The 19,052-nt window shown below is 63.1% G+C and carries 5 protein-coding genes; 1 reads left to right on the top strand and 4 read right to left on the bottom strand.

The annotated features are described in order from the left end of the window. Positions 1-225 precede the first annotated feature (225 nt). On the top strand, positions 226-11,790 hold the full coding sequence (locus ACE10W_RS24325; RefSeq protein WP_375762008.1) for an immunoglobulin-like domain-containing protein: 11,565 nt from the start codon (positions 226-228) through the stop codon (positions 11,788-11,790). Between the two features lie 53 nt (positions 11,791-11,843). Here ACE10W_RS24325 and ACE10W_RS24320 read toward each other — a convergent pair whose 3' ends face one another. From ACE10W_RS24320 to ACE10W_RS24305, 4 genes are all read right to left on the bottom strand, one after another. Next, the gene (locus ACE10W_RS24320; protein WP_244651778.1) at positions 11,844-12,851 is read right to left on the bottom strand and encodes a transglutaminase-like cysteine peptidase; all 1,008 of its coding nucleotides are present in this window, start codon (positions 12,849-12,851) and stop codon (positions 11,844-11,846) included. Positions 12,852-13,085: 234 nt separating this feature from the next. Next, entirely contained in the window at positions 13,086-14,336 is a 1,251-nt protein-coding gene (locus ACE10W_RS24315; protein WP_011088217.1) for an HlyD family type I secretion periplasmic adaptor subunit, read from the bottom strand. Then, positions 14,326-16,581, bottom strand: a complete 2,256-nt coding sequence (locus tag ACE10W_RS24310; RefSeq protein WP_011088216.1) for a type I secretion system permease/ATPase — start codon at positions 16,579-16,581, stop codon at positions 14,326-14,328. The genes ACE10W_RS24315 and ACE10W_RS24310 overlap by 11 nt, the downstream gene beginning before the upstream one ends. A gap of 191 nt (positions 16,582-16,772) precedes the next feature. After that, complete coding sequence (locus ACE10W_RS24305; protein ID WP_028171352.1) at positions 16,773-18,491, bottom strand: TolC family outer membrane protein; 1,719 nt, start codon at positions 18,489-18,491, stop codon at positions 16,773-16,775. Between the last annotated feature and the right edge of the window lie 561 nt (positions 18,492-19,052).

Here is a 19,052-nt window from a genome sequence, read left to right as displayed (position 1 = left end):
CGTTAACTAGTTGATTTCGTTGACCCCCGCCTCGGTTAACAATAGCTTAATAGCGAAATTTTTCGGATTGCTTTCTAAAGACTTGATTTGAACTGCATAGAGTTTTGGCAGGGGCAGATAATGAACGCACAATTTCAGGTAGCGCAGGCTACCGGCACGGCTATTCCTACCAACACAACTCCAGTTCGAACTTTCACGCTGGCAAAGCCGCTAACAGATCAGGCGGTGGTCGTACATCTCGGATATGACCAGAAGGTCAAGCTCGATTTCTCGGCTATAGCCAACGAAAAGATCACGCTCGTCCATGTCGGCGAGAAGCTGATCATTCTGTTCGACAACAAATCGACGATCACGGTCGATCCGGTCTTCGATTCCCGACACGACGATCAGCACCTGCTGTCCATCGAGCTGGCGCCCGGACGCGACGTCAACGTGCAGGAATTCGCGAGCCTCTTCCCCATCACCACAGACCAGTCCGTGCTGCCTGCAGCCGGTGATGGCAACGGCAACGCCCAGGGAAGCGGCGCCAACTTCTCCAATGCTGCGGTCGATACCCTAAACGCCGGCAATCCGTTGGACCTGCTCGGGCAGGAACAGCTCGGCAATTTCGTCCTCAATCCCGAGACTTTCGCCGGACTGCCTGCAACGACTCTGCCGAGTGCAGGCTTTACGCTCTCGGATACGATCGTCATCCACGATGAAACCGTCGATGTACAGATTCTGAACGGTGCGAACGATCAGCCCAGTGCTGGTCTGCCCGCAGTCTTCTCCGCCGTCGGACTGATCGGATGGGCCCAAAGCGCCGTTTCGGAGATCGCGTCGTCGAGCGCCGGTTTCGGCAGCGGCGGGACCGGAACGATCGCCTATGCGCTGACGACCTCGACCGGCGCGGCGTTCGCCGGCGTCGATTCCGGTCTGCAGGCCACGGTCACCGGCAATGAAATCTTCCTGTTCACCGAGGGCAATCTGGTCGTCGGACGTGAGGGCGCCGGCGGCGTGGCCGATCCGAACGGTGCGGTCGCCTTCCAGCTCTACCTCGATCCTGCGAGCCTGAAGCTTGACGTGGCCCAGTATGAAGCCATCAAGCACGGCACCGCGTCCGCCCCCGACACGAGCGAAGGCGCGCAGCTTGGCCATGTCGTTTTCGTGCAGCAGACGGTGACGGACGGCTCCGGCAACACGGCGACTGCGCTGTCGACCGGCTCGCTCGGCGTGTCATTTCTCGACGATGGTCCGACGATCCTGGTGACGGTGGCTGACGGAAGCGAAGGACCCACGCGTCTTGCAACCTTGTCGCTAGACGAATCGATCGCCAGTGACCGCGGCGCGAACGGCTTCCCGGACGGAACGTTCGACGACGTCTCGGGCAATACGAGTCCGGATCCGACCGGCACCCATCCCATCGGCACGATGAAGACCGATGTCGGCAATGTCGAAAGCCCGGGCGATCTGGCAGCCCTGTTCAATGTCGTCAAGGATGGCGGCACGGACACCGAGAAGACGACCGACTATGCCTATTCGTTTACTCTCAACGCCGCCGGCTTCTCGGAGGAATCGAAGGGTGGCATCGCCACCACGTTGAAGGTGACGGACCCGAACCACACCTATTCTGACGACACGATCTATCTGTTCAAGGTCAGCGACACCGAGATCGTGGGCCATGTCGGCGACGATCCGAACGGCCCGGTCGCGATTCGCATCACGCTGGATAACGCAGGCAGCCTCTCGGGAGGCCAGCTCGTCGTCGACCAGTACATGGCGATCGACCATGGCGCGGACCTCAACAATTTCGATTCGACGCAGTTCCTCAATCTGGTCGGAGAAGGCGCGAGCCTCGGCATTACGCTGACCGCGACCATCACCGACGGCGACAATGATACCGCGACGTCCTCGGCCACGATCGAGATCGCGGGGCCCCAACAGTCAAGCATCGGCTTCCAGGATGACGGCCCGTCGATTGATGTGACCGTGCATCAGCCGGTGGAGGGTTCGGCCCATCTAGCCACACTGTCGCTCGACGAATCGATCGGCGGCGATCGCGGCGCCAACGGTCTTCCTGACGGAACGGTCGACGACGTCTCAGGCAACACGGGCCCGGATCCGACCGGCACCAATCCGATCGGCGAGCTGAAGACGGTGGCCGGCGAAGGCGAGCTGAACGGCGATCTGGAGGCGCTGTTCGACGTCACCAAGATTGCCGGCACCGACGGCGAGAAGTCGACCGACTATGCCTATTCGTTCGCGCTCTCGGGCGGCAAAGAAGCGGAGAACGGCGGCATCGCCACCACGTTGAAGGTGACGGACCCGAACCACACCTATTCTGACGACACGATCTATCTGTTCAAGGTCAGCGACACCGAGATCGTGGGCCATGTCGGCGACGATCCGAACGGCCCGGTCGCGATTCGCATCACGCTGGACAACGCAGGCAGCCTCTCGGGAGGCCAGCTCGTCGTCGACCAGTACATGGCGATCGACCATGGCGCGGACCTCAACAATTTCGATTCGACGCAGTTCCTCAATCTGGTCGGAGAAGGCGCGAGCCTCGGCATTACGCTGACCGCGACCATCACCGACGGCGACAATGATACCGCGACGTCCTCGGCCACGATCGAGATCGTGGGTACCGAGGACTCCAGCATCAGCTTCCAGGACGACGGCCCCGCGGTCTCGGTTTCCGCCAATTCGACTTTCCAGGTCGTTCACGACGAGACCCTGCTGCTGCAGAGCCCGCCGTTCGGCGACGACAATGACATTCTGTTCACGCCGGTGTTCAACGGCGTCAGCAATCCCGGACACGATCCGCAGGTTCTCTTCGGCCTTCCGATCGGGTACGCGCAGAGCAACGTCGCCGCGCTCACCATCGACAATGTGGATTTCGGCACCGACGGCGCGGCCAAGACGGGCGCCCAGCTCTTCTCGCTGACGCTGACCGACGCGCAGGGTCAGAGCACGACCGGCCCGATCGATTCGAATCTCGCCACGACGGAAGGGAAAGAGATCTTCCTGTTCCTCGAGAACGGCCTGATCGTCGGCCGTTACGACGGGGGCGATCCCGGCAATGACGTGACCAGCACCAACGATCCGGCCGCGTTTGCGATTGCGATCGATCCGGTGAACGGCAAGGTGTCCGTCGTCCAGTATGTTTCGCTTCACCATAACAGCGCTGATATCGGCGGCGATATCGATGAGGCGGTCTCGCTTGCAGGCGCCCTCGGCCAGGTCAAGGCGACCGTGATGGTCACCGACGGCGACGGCGACCACGCTTCGGCGTCCGCCAACATTGGCGGTGGTATCCAGTTCGAAGACGACGGCCCGCTGGTGGCGGCGACGCTGTCTCGCAATTTCGGGGTGACGGCGGACGAGACACCGGGCAACCAGGCGAACGACGTTACCGGCCCGCTGCAGATCTTTGCTGGCGTGCAGAATCCCGGCGTTGATCCGGATGAGCCCGGAACACCGCTCGCCTACGCGACCAGCAGTGGCGCAGCCCTGAGCATCCTGCCGTACTTCGGCGTCGACGGACCCGATCCGGCTGCGGCGATCACCTATTCGCTCGAACTGAAGTCTTCAAACTCCGGCGTGACGTTGACAGACGGAACGGCGATTTCGTTGTCGCTGGACAGCGCCGGCCGGGTGATCGGCACGGTGGGTACGGATAACGTGCATCCCGAGCTGAGCGGCACCACCGCCTTTGCCGTGGCCATCGATCCGCTCTCCGGCAAGGTGTCGGTGGTCGAATATCTCTCGCTGCATCACTCCGATTCGTCCAATCCGAACGATCAGGTTTCGCTCGCTGCTGGCTCGATTTCCGCCGTCGTAACCATCAAGGATGGCGATGGCGACACGGCGTCCGCGTCGGCGGATATTTCGAGCAAGATCCACTTCAACGACGACGGTCCGGCGCTGACCATCGGCACCGGCGTGACCACGCCGGAACTTGTCGCGCTCGCACTGAATCTGGACGAGACGATCGGCCATGACGGGTCGCCGCCGGATCAATACAATCTCGGCGAGGGCGAGTCGGGCGGCGGAGTGCCGAACGGAACGGCCGACGACACCGGCAACGCCACCGTCACGTTCACGACGGACGCGACCTCGACGGCTCAGATCGGCGAGCTGATGACGGGCGCGGGGCTGCTGGCGCCGTTGTTCACGAATGCGGTGATCGATTACGGGGCTGATGGTCCCGCCCTGGTCAATCCCGTCACGTCCGCGCTCAGCCTCGTCCTGACGGGCGCGCCCGAGGCGGGCGGCATCAAGACCAACCTTGTCGCGACCGCGCTGGCGGATAGCCTGCTCGAAGGCACGTCGCAGGAGCATCGGACCGTCTGGCTGACGATCGAGGGCGGTCAGATCGTCGGCCGCGTCGGTCATGATACGCTGTCCACGGCCGATGATTTCGTCGTGCTGCGTATCTCCCTGAATTCGACCGATCCGGCCACGGCACAGCTCGTGGTCGATCAATTCCTGCCGATCGATCACGACGCGTCGGAGCCTGCCGGGGCCCAGTTGCCCGAGAATCCCTCGCTGTTCGACGAGTCGATCTCGTTGCTCACGGCGATTGCCGGCCAGAGCGTCGGCGTGAAGCTCACCGTGACGGTGACCGACGGCGATGGTGACCATGTCACGAAATCGGCCACCGCGACTGTCATCGACCATAGCAATTCCATCGTCTCGATCGACGATTCTGGTCCGACGATCTCCGCTTCGCAGGATTGCGTCGATACGCCGCTCAGCTATGTCGGCATCAAGGCGGGCAACGTCGACGAGCGCGGTCTCGATGGTCCGAGCGATCAGGACGTGCTGATGTCCGGCGTCGGCCAGGGCAATAGCCCGAACGCGAACACGATCAACACGACAGGGAGTGATATTGGCGTCGGCAACCAGTCGATCGAGGGCCACGAGGTCCACGGAGGCAACGACCTGGCTGCGGAGATACTGCGGCTCGACTTCGTCAACAATGTCACGTTCCCTGCCAATACCTTCGCCTATAATGGGCACTATGAGGTTGATGCGGCCTCGTTCACGATCCACCAGATCCAGGGCAATCCGAGCAATACGGCGACGGTTTTCGTCCAGGTCTTCAATGCCAATGACAACAACGACTTCACCGATGACGGCAATCCGCTGCCGATCACGCTGAACGACGTCACCGTGACCGGGGATGCCAGCTACACCAAAATTCCGGTGTATGACGGCAATACGCTGGTCGGCGTCGTCATCGTCGGCCTGAACGAGGGTGCCACCGTCACGGTTGACACGTCGAACGATTTCAATCGTCTCGTCATTTCCAATTACGACAATGTCGCCTTCTCGAGCACGCCGAACGGCGCGCCGACCCTTCCGGTCGACCCGAACGATTCGCAAGAGCTCAATGTCGGTCATCCGTTCTCGGTGAGCGGCATTTCGTCCGTGGTGTGCGCGCCCGCCACGCTCAGCGTCACCCATGACGAGAGCGCGGGATTCGCTCCGCAGTCCGGCCCGAACCCGGAGAACGACGTCGATCCCGCGACCGCTCCGAGCGTGCTGACAGCCGCGATTGCCGGCGCCCAGATCGGTACGGTTCTCGGCTACGCCGAGTCGACCGGCGCCGCCAACACTCTGTTCACGACGCCCGATTTCGGCACGGATGGACCCGGCCCGGCCGGAGGTGTGTCCTATCAACTGACGAATTCCACCGGTGGCGGGTTCACCGGCCAGGATTCCGGGCTGAACACCACGGTCGGCAACCGCGACATCTTCCTGTTCACGGATTCCGCCAACCCGAACATCGTCTGGGGCGTCGACAGCAACAACCTCCAGACCGGCGAGAAGGTGTTCGCGCTTTATGTCGACACCGACGGGCATCTGTGGGTCGCACAGTTCGCGGCGATCGCGCACAATGTCGATGGCTCGACGCCCGCCGCCTATGACGACGAGGTCTCGATCACCAACGGCCTCGTGTACATCTCGGCCACCGCGACCGACGGTGATGGCGACACCGCCCATGCCGTTTCGCCGGCCGGGCTTCACATCAATTTCCAGGACGATGGTCCGCATGCATTTGCGGAAGCGCCGCAAGATGTCCTCGAAGGTTCCGCGCCGGTCACCGGACAGCTCGACTTCGATCCGGGCGCTGACGGCGCGACCGTCACTGAGATCAACGGGGTGAACTTGTCCTTCGGTGTGGACGGGTATTCCCAGGCGATCGCGCTCGCCCATGGCAGTCTCCAGGTCACCGCGGACGGCGCCTACAAGTTCGTTGCGCAGCCCGACGACGTCTACAAGACCGGCGGGCCGGCGAACTTCACGTACACCGTGACCGATGGTGACGGCGATACGTCGGCATCGACGGTATCGTTCGTGGTCACCGACGACAGCGACCCGACCAAGGTGACGTTGAACGACGTGACGGTGAACGAGGGCGTCGGCACGGCGACGATCTCGGCCAGCGTGGATCATGCGCCGCAGGGCAGCAATCTTGTGCTGACCTTGAGCAACGGCGCGACGATCACGATCCTTAATGGCCAGACGACGGGCACCTCGACGCCGTTCGCGGTGCAGGGCGACGACCCCTATGTCGATCACGAGACCTACCCCGTCTCAGTCACCGGCGCGACCGGCGGCAATTATGAGCTCCTTGACACCACCGACACGTCGACGGTGACGGTCAACGATACGATCACCACCAACTTCGTGACGCTGGACAACGTCGTGGTGTTCGAGAACCAGACGTTCGTCTACACGGCGCACATGGACTACGCCTCGCTGACGTCGTTCACGGTGACGCTGAACAATGGCGTGAACATCACCTTTGCGCCCGGTCAGTTTACCGCGATGTCGGCTCCGCAGGCGGCGCAGGGCGAAGACGTCTATGTGGACGGCCAGGTCATCCCGGTCTCGATCGCCGGCACGTCCGGCGGCAATTTCGAGGCGGTGAACACCACGACCTACGGCAATGCCACGGTCACGTTCAAGGACACGATCGACCCGACCAAGGTGACGTTGAACGACGTGACGGTGAACGAGGGCGTCGGCACGGCGACGATCTCGGCCAGCGTGGACCATGCGCCGCAGGGCAGCAATCTCGTGCTGACCTTGAGCAACGGCGCGACAATCACGATCCTTAATGGCCAGACGACGGGCACCTCGACGCCGTTCGCGGTGCAGGGCGACGACCCCTATGTCGATCACGAGACCTATCCCGTCTCGGTCACCGGCGCGACCGGCGGCAATTATGAGCTCCTTGACACCACCGACACGGCGACGGTGACGGTCAACGACACGATCACCACCAACTTCGTGACGCTGGACAACGTCGTGGTGTTCGAGAACCAGACGTTCGTCTACACGGCGCACATGGACTACGCCTCGCTGACGCCGTTCACGGTGACGCTGAACAACGGCGTGAACATCACCTTCGCGCCCGGTCAGTTTACGGCGACCTCGGATCCGCAGCCGGCGCAGGGCGAAGACGTCTATGTGGACGGCCAGGTCATCCCGGTCTCGATCGCCAGCACGTCCGGCGGCAATTTCGAGGCGGTGAACACCACGACGTACGGCAACGCCACCGTTACGACCAAGGATACGATCGATCCGGTGACGGCCACGCTGAGTGCGACACCGTCGACCAGCGAGGACGGCGGCTCGATCACCTACACGGTGACGCTGACGAGCGGGCTGAGCCCGTTCACGCCGACCAGCAATCTGGACTTCACCCTGGCCAATGGCGAGCACGTCATCGTGCAGGCGGGTCAGGCCAGCGGCTCGACGACGATCGCGGTCAACGAGGACGACGTCTATATCGACACCCACCCGGTGACGAACAGCATTGTCAGCCATACCGGCGGCAGCGAGTACGAGAGCCTGGTGACGAACCCGGCGACGGTGACGACGACGATCACCGACGACAGCGACCCGGTGACGGCGACGCTGACGGCGACACCGTCGACCAGCGAGGACGGCGGCTCGATCACCTATACGGTGACGCTGACGAGCGGGCTGAGCCCGTTCACGCCGACCGGCAATCTGGACTTCACCCTGGCCAATGGCGAGCACGTCATCGTGCAGGCGGGCCAGGCCAGCGGCTCGACGACGATCGCGGTCAACGAGGACGACGTCTATATCGACACCCACCCGGTGACGAACAGCATTGTCAGCCATACCGGCGGCAGCGAGTACGAGAGCCTGGTGACGAATCCGGCGACGGTGACGACGACGATCACCGACGACAGCGACCCGGTGACGGCGACGCTGACGGCGACACCGTCGACCAGCGAGGACGGCGGCTCGATCACCTATACGGTGACGCTGACGAGCGGGCTGAGCCCGCTCACGCCGACCGGCAATCTGGACTTCACCCTGGCCAATGGCGAGCACGTCATCGTGCAGGCGGGCCAGGCCAGCGGCTCGACGACGATCCCGGTCAACGAGGACGATGTCTATATCGACACCCATCCGGTGACGAACAGCATTGTCAGCCATACCGGCGGCAGCGAGTACGAGAGCCTGGTGACGAACCCGGCGACGGTGACGACGACGATCACCGACGACAGCGACCCGGTGACGGCGACGCTGACGGCGACACCGTCGACCAGCGAGGACGGCGGCTCGATCACCTATACGGTGACGCTGACGAGCGGGCTGAGCCCGTTCACGCCGACCGGCAATCTGGACTTCACCCTGGCCAATGGCGAGCACGTCATCGTGCAGGCGGGCCAGGCCAGCGGCTCGACGACGATCCCGGTCAACGAGGACGACGTCTATATCGACACCCACCCGGTGACGAACAGCATTGTCAGCCATACCGGCGGCAGCGAGTACGAGAGCCTGGTGACCAACCCGGCGACGGTGACGACGACGATCACCGACGACAGCGACCCGGTGACGGCGACGCTGACGGCGACACCGTCGACCAGCGAGGACGGCGGCTCGATCACCTATACGGTGACGCTGACGAGCGGGCTGAGCCCGTTCACGCCGACCAGCAATCTGGACTTCACCCTGGCCAATGGCGAGCACGTCATCGTGCAGGCGGGCCAGGCCAGCGGCTCGACGACGATCGCGGTCAACGAGGACGACGTCTATATCGACACCCACCCGGTGACGAACAGCATTGTCAGCCATACCGGCGGCAGCGAGTACGAGAGCCTGGTGACGAACCCGGCGACGGTGACGACGACGATCACCGACGACAGCGACCCGGTGACGGCGACGCTGACGGCGACACCGTCGACCAGCGAGGACGGCGGCTCGATCACCTATACGGTGACGCTGACGAGCGGGCTGAGCCCGCTCACGCCGACCAGCAATCTGGACTTCACCCTGGCCAATGGCGAGCACGTCATCGTGCAGGCGGGCCAGGCCAGCGGCTCGACGACGATCGCGGTCAACGAGGACGACGTCTATATCGACACCCACCCGGTGACGAACAGCATTGTCAGCCATACCGGCGGCAGCGAGTACGAGAGCCTGGTGACCAACCCGGCGACGGTGACGACGACGATCACCGACGACCAGGATCCCGTTACAGCCACCTTGACGACGTCCACCGCCGGCATCTCCGAGTTTGGCGGCTCGGTCACCTACACGGTGACGCTGACGAGCGGGCTGACGCCATTCACTCCAAAGACCGATTTGGTGTTGACCCTGGCCAACGGTGAGCACGTCACGATCTTCGCCGGGCAGCCGAGCGGTTCGGTGACGACCAACTACACCGACGCGCAGATCACAAATCAGGCGTCGATCGCCGATTCCATCACCGGAGTCTTCAGCGGCGGCGGCGAATACGAGCAGCTGCTGACGACCGGAACGGCCTCGGTGCCAGTCGTGTACGCGCCAACCGTTGCCGTCGGCAACAATGTCGCCCTGCCGGAAGACACCCAGGAGGTGTTCCAGTTCACGGCTACGCCCGTCAGCGCCGGCTCGCATGTCACCCAGGTCGTCGTTTCAGGCCTCACGGGCTGGAGCGTCGATACGTCCACGGCCACGGTCAACGGTGCGACTGTGACCGCAACCTTCAACTCCGGTAGCGGCGTGCTGACCTTCAACATCAGCGGCGCCGCGGCCGGCACAGTCGAGACGGTCTCGGTGGCGATGACGCCGCCACTGAACACCGACGTGGACGCGAGCATCACGATGACGGCCACCGCCGCGCAGGGCGCGATCAGCGCCACCAGTGCGGGTACGGCGGGCACCATCTATGTCGACGCCGTCGCGGACATGCCGACCGTGGTCGCCGGCCAGACGCACATGATCTTCGTGACCGACTCGCCCAGCGATTCCAATACAGCCTTCAGCAACGGCGAAACCGGAGCGCTGCAAATCAAGGCGACGTTCGGCGACGTTCACGACGGATCGGAGAGCCACACGCTGGATATCCATCTCCAGAGCGGGTTCACGGCCGGCCTCCTGGCAAGCGGCACGATCGCTGGCACCTACAACGGTGTCGCCACGACGTTCAGCTACACCTACACTTCGGCGACGGGCGACATCCACATCGCCGTCCCCCAGGATACAGGTCTCAATCCGAACGCCAACCAGACCGCCACGATCGATCTGAGCTTTGCGGTGACGGCGCCGGCGACGGGCACGCTGCCAAGCACGCTGAACTTCACGGCCACGGCGACTGCCACCGAGACCACTTTGCATGGCGGTGGGGTCGGCGCGAGCAATGCCGATCTCACCACAGACAACGTGGCGGCCTTCACCGATACGACCGGTATCCCGGCTGCGCGGCTGCTGTCCGGGACGATCGTCACCAACTCGAACCAGACCGCCCAGGACATGATCCTGACGTTCGTCGACCAGGAGCACCCGCTCGACGCCTTCTCACAACTGGTGATCACCAACGCGCAGGGCCAGCAGGGCAACGTCACCTCGGACGCCGGTTTCAACATCTCGGGAGCGGACCACTTCCTGGTCTCGCTCGATGCCCCGTTCGACACTTCAAAGATCGGTGTGACCAACTTCACACTCAACGGCACGCATATCGACGAGGCGTCTGGGCACCCTCAGATCGGGATTAGCGGCGGCAGCGTCAGTGCCGGCTTCACCGCGGTCATGACGACGAACAATGCCGCTGGCGTGACCGGCACGGATTCACACGACTCGCACACCAACAACGACAGCATCTCGGATCCGTCAGCCAATACCAACACCTACAACATGACGTATGTGGATGGTAAGAGCGCGACCGCGTCGGGCAGCAATGATGCCGACCTTCTCAATGCGGCGGGTTCTCCGGGCAACGTGGAGAACGGCGGAGCCGGCAACGACATTCTGGTGTACCACCCGTCGACCACGATCGATGGCGGCAGCGGCTTCGATATTCTGCGCATCGATGACGGAGCGATCTATAACTCGTCGCTGGAGATCAGCGGTGCGTCGGCCAACGGGCTGTCAGCTGGCAATGCCCACACGGTGGGGGGCGTCCATCTCTATGGAATCGATCTGTCGGGGGCGAACCTGACCAATCTGGAATCGATCCTGATCACCGACGATCCGCTCGCAAGCTCGCTCTACGGAACCGAGCTCAACGGGCTATCGATCGCCAAGGTCACCGCCATCACTGAGGCGACCAACAGCACTTCGGCGACGGCTCACTCGCTCTTCGTTGTCGGTTCGGCCGGCGACGATGTGCAGCTTGCGACGGGGGCCGGGGGGTGGACCGAGTCGGCGAACACCTTCACCTCCACCGGCGGGCAGGTCTTCCATCAGTGGATTCCGACAGGCTCGACCGTGGCGACGGCGACGGCAAGCCTGTTCATCGACAATGACCTGCAGGTGAACCACGCCGCGCAGGCCTAGTCGACAGCGGAAAGCGGCTCAACCGGAGCCGCTTTCGCCTCTACTGCACAAGCTCACATCAGCAGCGGGAGCGCGCCGGGCCAGGCGCTGCCGGCGGCGATGTCCGCATTACCCCATTGCGTCGCTTCGTCGCTGGCGGCGGGTGCGGCTTCCGCGGGGCCGGCCAGCTGGCGCTGGGCATAGGGCGCGGCGAACAGGTGGACGCCGGCGTGGTCGATGGCGAACAGCGGGGCCAGGTTCGTCGCCCCTGAATCCTCGATCAGCTCGGAGCGCCGGTTGTCCAGCACGAGCCACTGCCCGTCGAGGCGCGCGGCGAGCACGGCGTGGTCCTGCCGCACGGCGCGATCGCGGACCAGCACGAGCCGCAGATCCTCACGCGGAAATCCGGCTTCGCGCAGTGCGACGTATTTCGCGATCGCATAGTCTTCGCAATCACCCTTTGCCGTCGCGAAGGTCTCCAGCGGCGAGCTCCAGCGATCGGCCTCGCCATGCTGGGCAAAGTCGCTCACGTAGCGGACGGCTGTGTTGACCGCGCGGTTGGCCTCGTCGAGCCTCGCGCGTCCCGATTTCGATTTGACGGCGCCGATCAATCGCAGGAACTGGGCGGCGTTTGAGGGGCAATTGCCGGCGTCGGTCTGGCAGCGGCTCAGTGTCTCTGCGTCGCTGGCCAGCCTGGTCTCGAGGCCCCGCCATTTCTGCCACAACAGGCCTTCGGGCGCGCGGAAGGTGAAGAGGCCGAACGGCTCGTCGCCTTTCGCCGGCACCGGCCCGGGCTCGGGGGCCGCGTCGGTCGCGATGTTGGAAGGTGTCAGCGCCGCGAGACGGACGGCATTCGGCCCGCGGCCGCGCATGGCATCGAGCTTCGCCAGCACGTCGGTGATGCGGAAGAACGTCGCCGGCGCACGCGTTGCCGCGTCAATGCCGGGAGCGAGAGTGTCCTGGGCGTCTTGAGTCAAGACGTCCCGAGCCAGGGCGTCATCGGCCCGGGCGGGCGATGTCACGCCGGCAACGACCAATGCAACCAGCCCCACGCCGAGCGCGCACAGGCCTTTGCGCTGCAATTCCCAATGCAGTGTCATAGACGACGTCCCCTGCGCCGGGAGCGTCGTCAACGTCTATTGCGTCGATCCACGCCCCGATCCTGTTGTCGGATCGAGACTGAGGTCTGCGACGCTTAGGTGAGGTTAAAGCGGGGGGAGGGCGGCAGCCTTGTCGCAAAGGCGGTCAATCGCGCGCTTCGAGCGACCGGCAAATTGTCGCCGCGACCTTTGCGCCCTGTTAACCTTGTCGAGGCCTCAACGCTCGCGCAGGGCTTCGTCGCGCAGTGTGCGGGCCGGCCTCACCAGATAATCGAGAACCGATTTCTCGCCGGTCAGCACCTCGACCGTCGCGATCATGCCGGGAATGATCGGGAGCGGCTTCTGCTCCGTGCCCAGGTGGTTCTTCTCTGTCCGCACCATGACGCGGTAGAAGCTCTCCTGGCGATCCGGGGTCTTTTCGGCCTTGTCGTCGACGATCGTATCGGCGCTGATGCGCTCGACCTTGCCTTTCAGCGAGCCGTAGACCGAGGAATCGTAGGCCGAGATCTTCACCACGGCGTCCTGGCCGGGCCGGATGAAGGCGATGTCCTGGGGCTTGATGCGACCTTCGACCAGCAGCGTGTCGTCGAGGGGGACGATGTCCATCACGTTGGCGCCGGGCTGCACGACTGCCCCCACGGTGGTCACGTTCAACTTGTTGACGATCCCATGCACGGGTGCCTTGAGGTCGGTTCGCCGGACCCGGTCCTGCGCCGATTTGATATTTTCATCGAGCACGGCCAGGTCGCCCTTGGACTTCGCAAGATCTTCGTCCGCCTGGGAGCGGAAGGAGGAGACCGTGCTCGCGATCTTGGATTGGGCCTCCGCGAGTTGTCCTCTCATCTCGGTCGCCTGGCGGTCGAGCCGCAGCATCTCGATTTCCGGCACCACCTTTTGCTCGTACAGCTTGCGCGTCAACGCCAGCTCCCGATCCAGCAATTTGAGCGTGCCGCCGAGCCGGGCGACCTGCTGGTTCAAGACGTCGACATCCTGCGCCAGTTTCTGCGCGCGCATCTTGAACACGCTGCTTTCCGTAGCCACGGCCGACGGCACCACCTGGTCAAGCTGATCGGGAAAGATCAGCTCGCCCTTTCCCCTGGCTTCGGCCTCAAGTCTGGTGACACGGGCCGCCATCGCAGCCCGCCGTTCCCTGATCTCGCCGAATTCGGATGCAAACTTTGTATCGTCGATGCGCATCAGGGATTGTCCCTGCTGGACGATCGATCCCTCCTGGACGAGGATATCGCCGACGATCCCGCCTTCGAGCGACTGCACCACCTGCATCTGGCGCGCGGGTACGACGCGGCCGTTGCCTCGCTTGACTTCATCCAGCACGGCGAAATGAGCCCAGGTCAGGAACGTGGCGAGCAGGGCAAGGGACGCTACAAGCAGCATGCGGGAGGTCCGCGGCGCACGAAGCGCGGCGGCAGCCCGAACATCGTTGGCAAACGCGAAATCAGACGACATTGGTTCTGGCCATGGGTGAGACGGGTTGCTCGGCAGCCGCCGGCATCGGGGTCTGGCTCGGCGTCGATGGCGCCGGCTTGCCCTGCAGGAGCGCGAGAACCTTGTCGCGGGGGCCGTCGGCGATCAGTCGGCCGTTGTCGAACAGCAGCAGGCGGTCGACCATATTCAGCAGTGAGAGCCGATGCGTCGAGATCAGAATGGTGATCTGCTCTTCGCGCAACGCCCTCAGGCGCTCGAGAAATTCGGCTTCGCTGCGAATGTCGAAATGGGCTGTCGGTTCGTCCAGAAACAATATCCGCGGCTTCCTGATGAGCACCCGCGCAAGGCCGATGGCCTGCTTCTGGCCGCCGGAGAGGCTCCGGCCGCCTTCCGAAATGGGCATGTCGTAGCCCATGGGATGGCCCGCGACGAACGTCTCGACGCCGGCCAGCCGTGCCGCGGCCAGGACTTCCTCGTCGGTTGCCTCGGGTTTGCCCAGCGCGATGTTGTCGCGCAGCTTTCCGAAGAACAGCTCGGTGTCCTGCATCGCAAAGCCAACCCCGGACCGCAGGTCGGACGGATCGTATTGCCGCGAGTCGACACCATCGACGAGGATGCGGCCCTCCTGCGCCTCATAGAAGCCGAGCAGAAGCCGCCCCACAGTCGTCTTGCCGGATCCAATCCGTCCGATGATGCCGACCTTCTCGCCGCCTTCGATCTTGAAGGATACCTTGTCGAGGGCCTTGCCGGGCGCGTTGGGGTAAGTGAAGCTGACGCCGTCGAAAGCGATCGCGCCTTCACGGATCTGTCGAGAGACATAGGCACGCGCAGGGGATCGCTCGCGCTCCAGCGACATAATGCGATCGATGGCCTTTAGCGAACTCAGCGTTTGCGTTCCGCGCGTGATCACCGAAGCGATCCCGGCGATCGGTGCCAGAACGCGCCCCGCCAGCATGTTTGCCGCGACCAGCGCTCCGACCGTGAGCTTGCCGTCGAGTATCAGGAATACGCCGACGACGATCAGGGCGAGGCTGGTGAGCTGTTGGGCCGTATTGGCGCTCGTCAGCGCGAGCGAGGCCCAGAAATGGACGTCTTCGCCCGAGCGGGCCGTTGCCGCGACCGATCGTTCCCAGGCCGTTTGCATGCGCGCTTCGGCGCCGGTCGCGCGTATCGTCTCGAGGCCGGACAGCGATTCGACCAGCACGCCATGACGTGCCGCAGCTTCAGCCTGCTGGCGTTTCATGGCCCGGTCCAGCGGGCGCTGCAATGCCAGGCCGATCAGGAGCATGACCGGCAACATCACCAGAGGTATCCAGGCCAGCGGCCCTGCGATGACAAAGAGAATCCCGACAAACAGCATCGCGAACAGCAGATCCGTCGCGGATACGACGCTGCCGGACGTGAAGAACTCGCGAACTGAATCGAAGTCGCGCAACTGATTGGCGAGGATACCCACCGACGCGGGACGCTGCGCCATCTTCACGCCCATCACGTGCTCGAAAATGTTGGCAGCGAGGATGACGTCGATCGTCTTGCCGGTGACATCGATCATACGGCTGCGAACCGTCCGGAAGATGAAGTCGAACGCAATCGCCAACCCCATTCCGATCGACAGGGCGATCAGCGAAGGAAGCGCGCCATTGGGGACGACGCGGTCGTAGACGCTCATGGTGAAGAGGGGCGTCGCCAGCGCGAGCATATTTATCAGGAAGGCTGCAAGCGCGATGTGACCGTAGCCGCGCCAATGCAGCTTGACCACCGACCAAAACCAATGGCTTCGCGGCAGGTCGCCGGCAGCGACGGCGCGTGCGTTGCTCTCAACCGTAGCCCTGACGAAGAAAGCGTATCCGGTGTAGCCGGCCGAGATGGTCTGGATCGCGTGAAGCTCAGGGATGCCGGCCTTGAGGGACGGATTGAGGACTTTGACACTGCTTCCGGATTTGTCGAACCCCAGCAGGATCAGCGTCGTGCCATTCTTCATGATAAGGACGGCCGGCAGCACCAGCGCGGGAATATCGGCAATGTCCCGTTTGACCGCTTCGGTCTGGAGGCCCGCGCGCTGAGCCGCACGGTCATAGAGGGGAACTGACAACCGGCCGTCGAGGATCGGCAGGCCGCCTAGCAATGCCTCGCGACTAACAGCGCGGCCGTGGTACGACGCCAGGAAAATGAGCGATGATGCAAGTGGGTCGTCGCTTTCGAGGCGACCTGTCGCTTGCTTCGGTTCAGACGCAACGGCTTGCTCCGCGACGGAGTGGCCATGCATGTGCGTTGACTCGGATGCTCGAAACAACAAATGCGAATGTCCAAAATGAAATGATGCGGAGCGAAAAGCGAACCGTCATTCCAGCATAGCGGAAAACGCACGAAATCATTTGGTTAATCGGCAAAAGCGCAACTAAAGGTTAATCTTCGAACCGCCTTTCGCCGATCACGGACGCGCTCGCGGAGTTGGAACTATCTCTGAACCGGCTCGAATGCCGTCGCCAGCCAGTGCGGCTTTCTATCGGCCGCGTACGCGGTAGCGGGAGAGGTGTTGAGTATGACCGGATCGTCGGTGCTTCGCCGCTGCGTGATCCATTCGGACGCTCCCACCATGGTCGGCAGATTGGATCGTGTCGGCCATCTATCCTTGAACGCATCAGGTTCGGGCGCTTCGCTCGCGTAGCCCAGACGGGCGGGAACTCGTTCCGGTGCAGGCACCGGGACGTTCAGCGGTTCGGAACCGGTCTGGGGCAGCTTCACGCGGAGCGTCGGCGCCTTGTAGTCGGGCGTTCCGAAAACCCCAAGATCCACCGGCGCTGCGTCAACAGGCGGCGGAGATTTCAAATATTCAAGCAGCGTGCCCATGGCCGCCAAAAGTTGATAGTCGGCGAATACCACGACGCCACGAGCCGAGGTCAACGAAACCAAGGCGTTGAAATACTGGTTCTGGGCATTCAAGAGGTCGATCAGCGAACGCTGGCCAAGCTCATATTCCTTTTGGAAGGCCGCAATCGTCTTGCGATCAGCCTCGAGTTGCCGCGTCAGCGCGGCGATTCGTGTCACGGTGACCGTCCGCGCTGCCCAGGCCTTGTCGATGGATTCGATTGCATCGCGCTGAAGGCGTGCATGCCGCGCGGTACTTTCGACGTAGCGTTCGGACATCTCCGACCGCCGCCAGACATCCTGACCGCCGCGGAAGACATCCCAGGACATGACAACCTTGCCGCTGTAGTCGTCGTGAGTAACCCCAAGATAGGGGTAGGTGTTGTCGTTGTGCGTCGCCCGGCCCTCGAGCGAGAAGGTCGGAACAAAAGCGCCGTCCGTCACGCGAAACGCATGTTTTGCCGCATCGGCGTCGGCCTGCGCGGCCTGAATGGTGGGGTTGAACCGTACCGTGGTGGCAAGGGCCTCGTCGCGGGTCGTGGGCAAGCCGCCCAGTGGTCCCGGGAAGCGAAGATTGATGGGTTCAAGTCCGACGACCTTGCGGAATCTGGCGCGGGACTCTTCCAGGCTCCGGCGGAATTCGGCGAGCGTCGCACGCGCATTTTCAACCCGTTCGCGGGCCTGCTCGAGATCGCCTTCACCGGCGCGTCCGCCGGAAAAGCGCGTGTTGACGTTGCTGAAGATCTTCTCGTGGGTGACGACGTTCTGCTCGCTGAGCGTGACCAGTCGCAAATAGCGCACGACGTCGACATAGGCTTCCGCTGCGTCCAGGGCGATCAACTCGGTCCGCTCGCGAACGCGGAAAGCCGCTGCGTTGACGCGCGCCGTCTGCCGCCAGATGTCGTGAATCGAGGCGAAGCCGTCGAACAAGATCTGCCGGACGACGACGGATTCCTGCGATCCGTTTCGCCACGAGCCATTTCCGACGATCGGGACGGGCAGGGCGGTGCCGGTTGATACGGCAGCACTCTGGTCGAATTTTTCGGGACCCCAGCGCGCTTCCACGCGAACCTGCGGAAGCAGCGTGCTCTGGGTCTGGCGAAGCTCGCTCTCGGTAGCGCGGCGGTTGGCCGAGGCTTCACCAACTCCAGGGTTGGTTCGTACGGCCTGTTTCAACGCGTCATTGATCGAGAACGGTTCGGCCAATGCGCCGCCGCATGGAACCAGAGCCAATGCTGTGAAAACGAAAATGTACTTGAGCAATTTTACCTCCGCCCGTTTCCGAAATTCGGTCGCGGGGTCCCCCATGAAATTGCCTCAAGTCTCGCAAGGACTGAACCGACAAGCTAGGCGCAATGCGGGAAAATTGAGCAATTATACCGGGTTGTCGCATTTCTGCCACGTCGGAGGCAGAGCAGAGGTGTAATAATACCTCTGTCTTCGAGGTGGAGGGCGGCGCCAAACCTGGATGTGACGAAGCGCAAGCTTCCGCTGTGCCGCTTTACCTCTCAGGCTGTTGTCGATCCACGATGCCCGTACTGTTCCGCCGGCGGACGGTTCTGTATTGGCGAACAGAAACCGGGCTTCACGCTCAACCGATCATCCGAAGGAGCCCGCTGCCACAGCGCGAGGACAGGTCGCGGCCGACACGCGGGCCGGCTTCGGCGCCTGTCATCACAGCCGTCGTTGCAAGCAGGTGTCGCCGATGCAGAGCGTCGGCGCTGGTAACGCTGCACGGTCCTTTAGGCGAGGAGAGCGCGCATTTTGCTTGCGTCCGGCAAGGCACCTAGTGATTGTGACGGAAAGCGTGAACGAATATTCGCTGAAATGACGTGACTGATTTTTTTTCGATTGATATTTTTCGGATTT

Origin of the sequence: Bradyrhizobium sp. B025 (assembly GCF_042257955.1) — a bacterium.
Lineage (GTDB): Bacteria > Pseudomonadota > Alphaproteobacteria > Rhizobiales > Xanthobacteraceae > Bradyrhizobium > Bradyrhizobium diazoefficiens.
This window is presented reverse-complemented; position numbering and strand designations above follow the sequence as displayed.

Coding starts and splice junctions, on each gene's coding strand:
- ACE10W_RS24315 (WP_011088217.1), bottom strand. CDS start 14,336: ATGTCGTCTGATTTCGCGTTTGCCAACGATGTTCGGGCTGCCGCCGCG.
- ACE10W_RS24310 (WP_011088216.1), bottom strand. CDS start 16,581: ATGCATGGCCACTCCGTCGCGGAGCAAGCCGTTGCGTCTGAACCGAAG.
- ACE10W_RS24305 (WP_028171352.1), bottom strand. CDS start 18,491: ATGGGGGACCCCGCGACCGAATTTCGGAAACGGGCGGAGGTAAAATTG.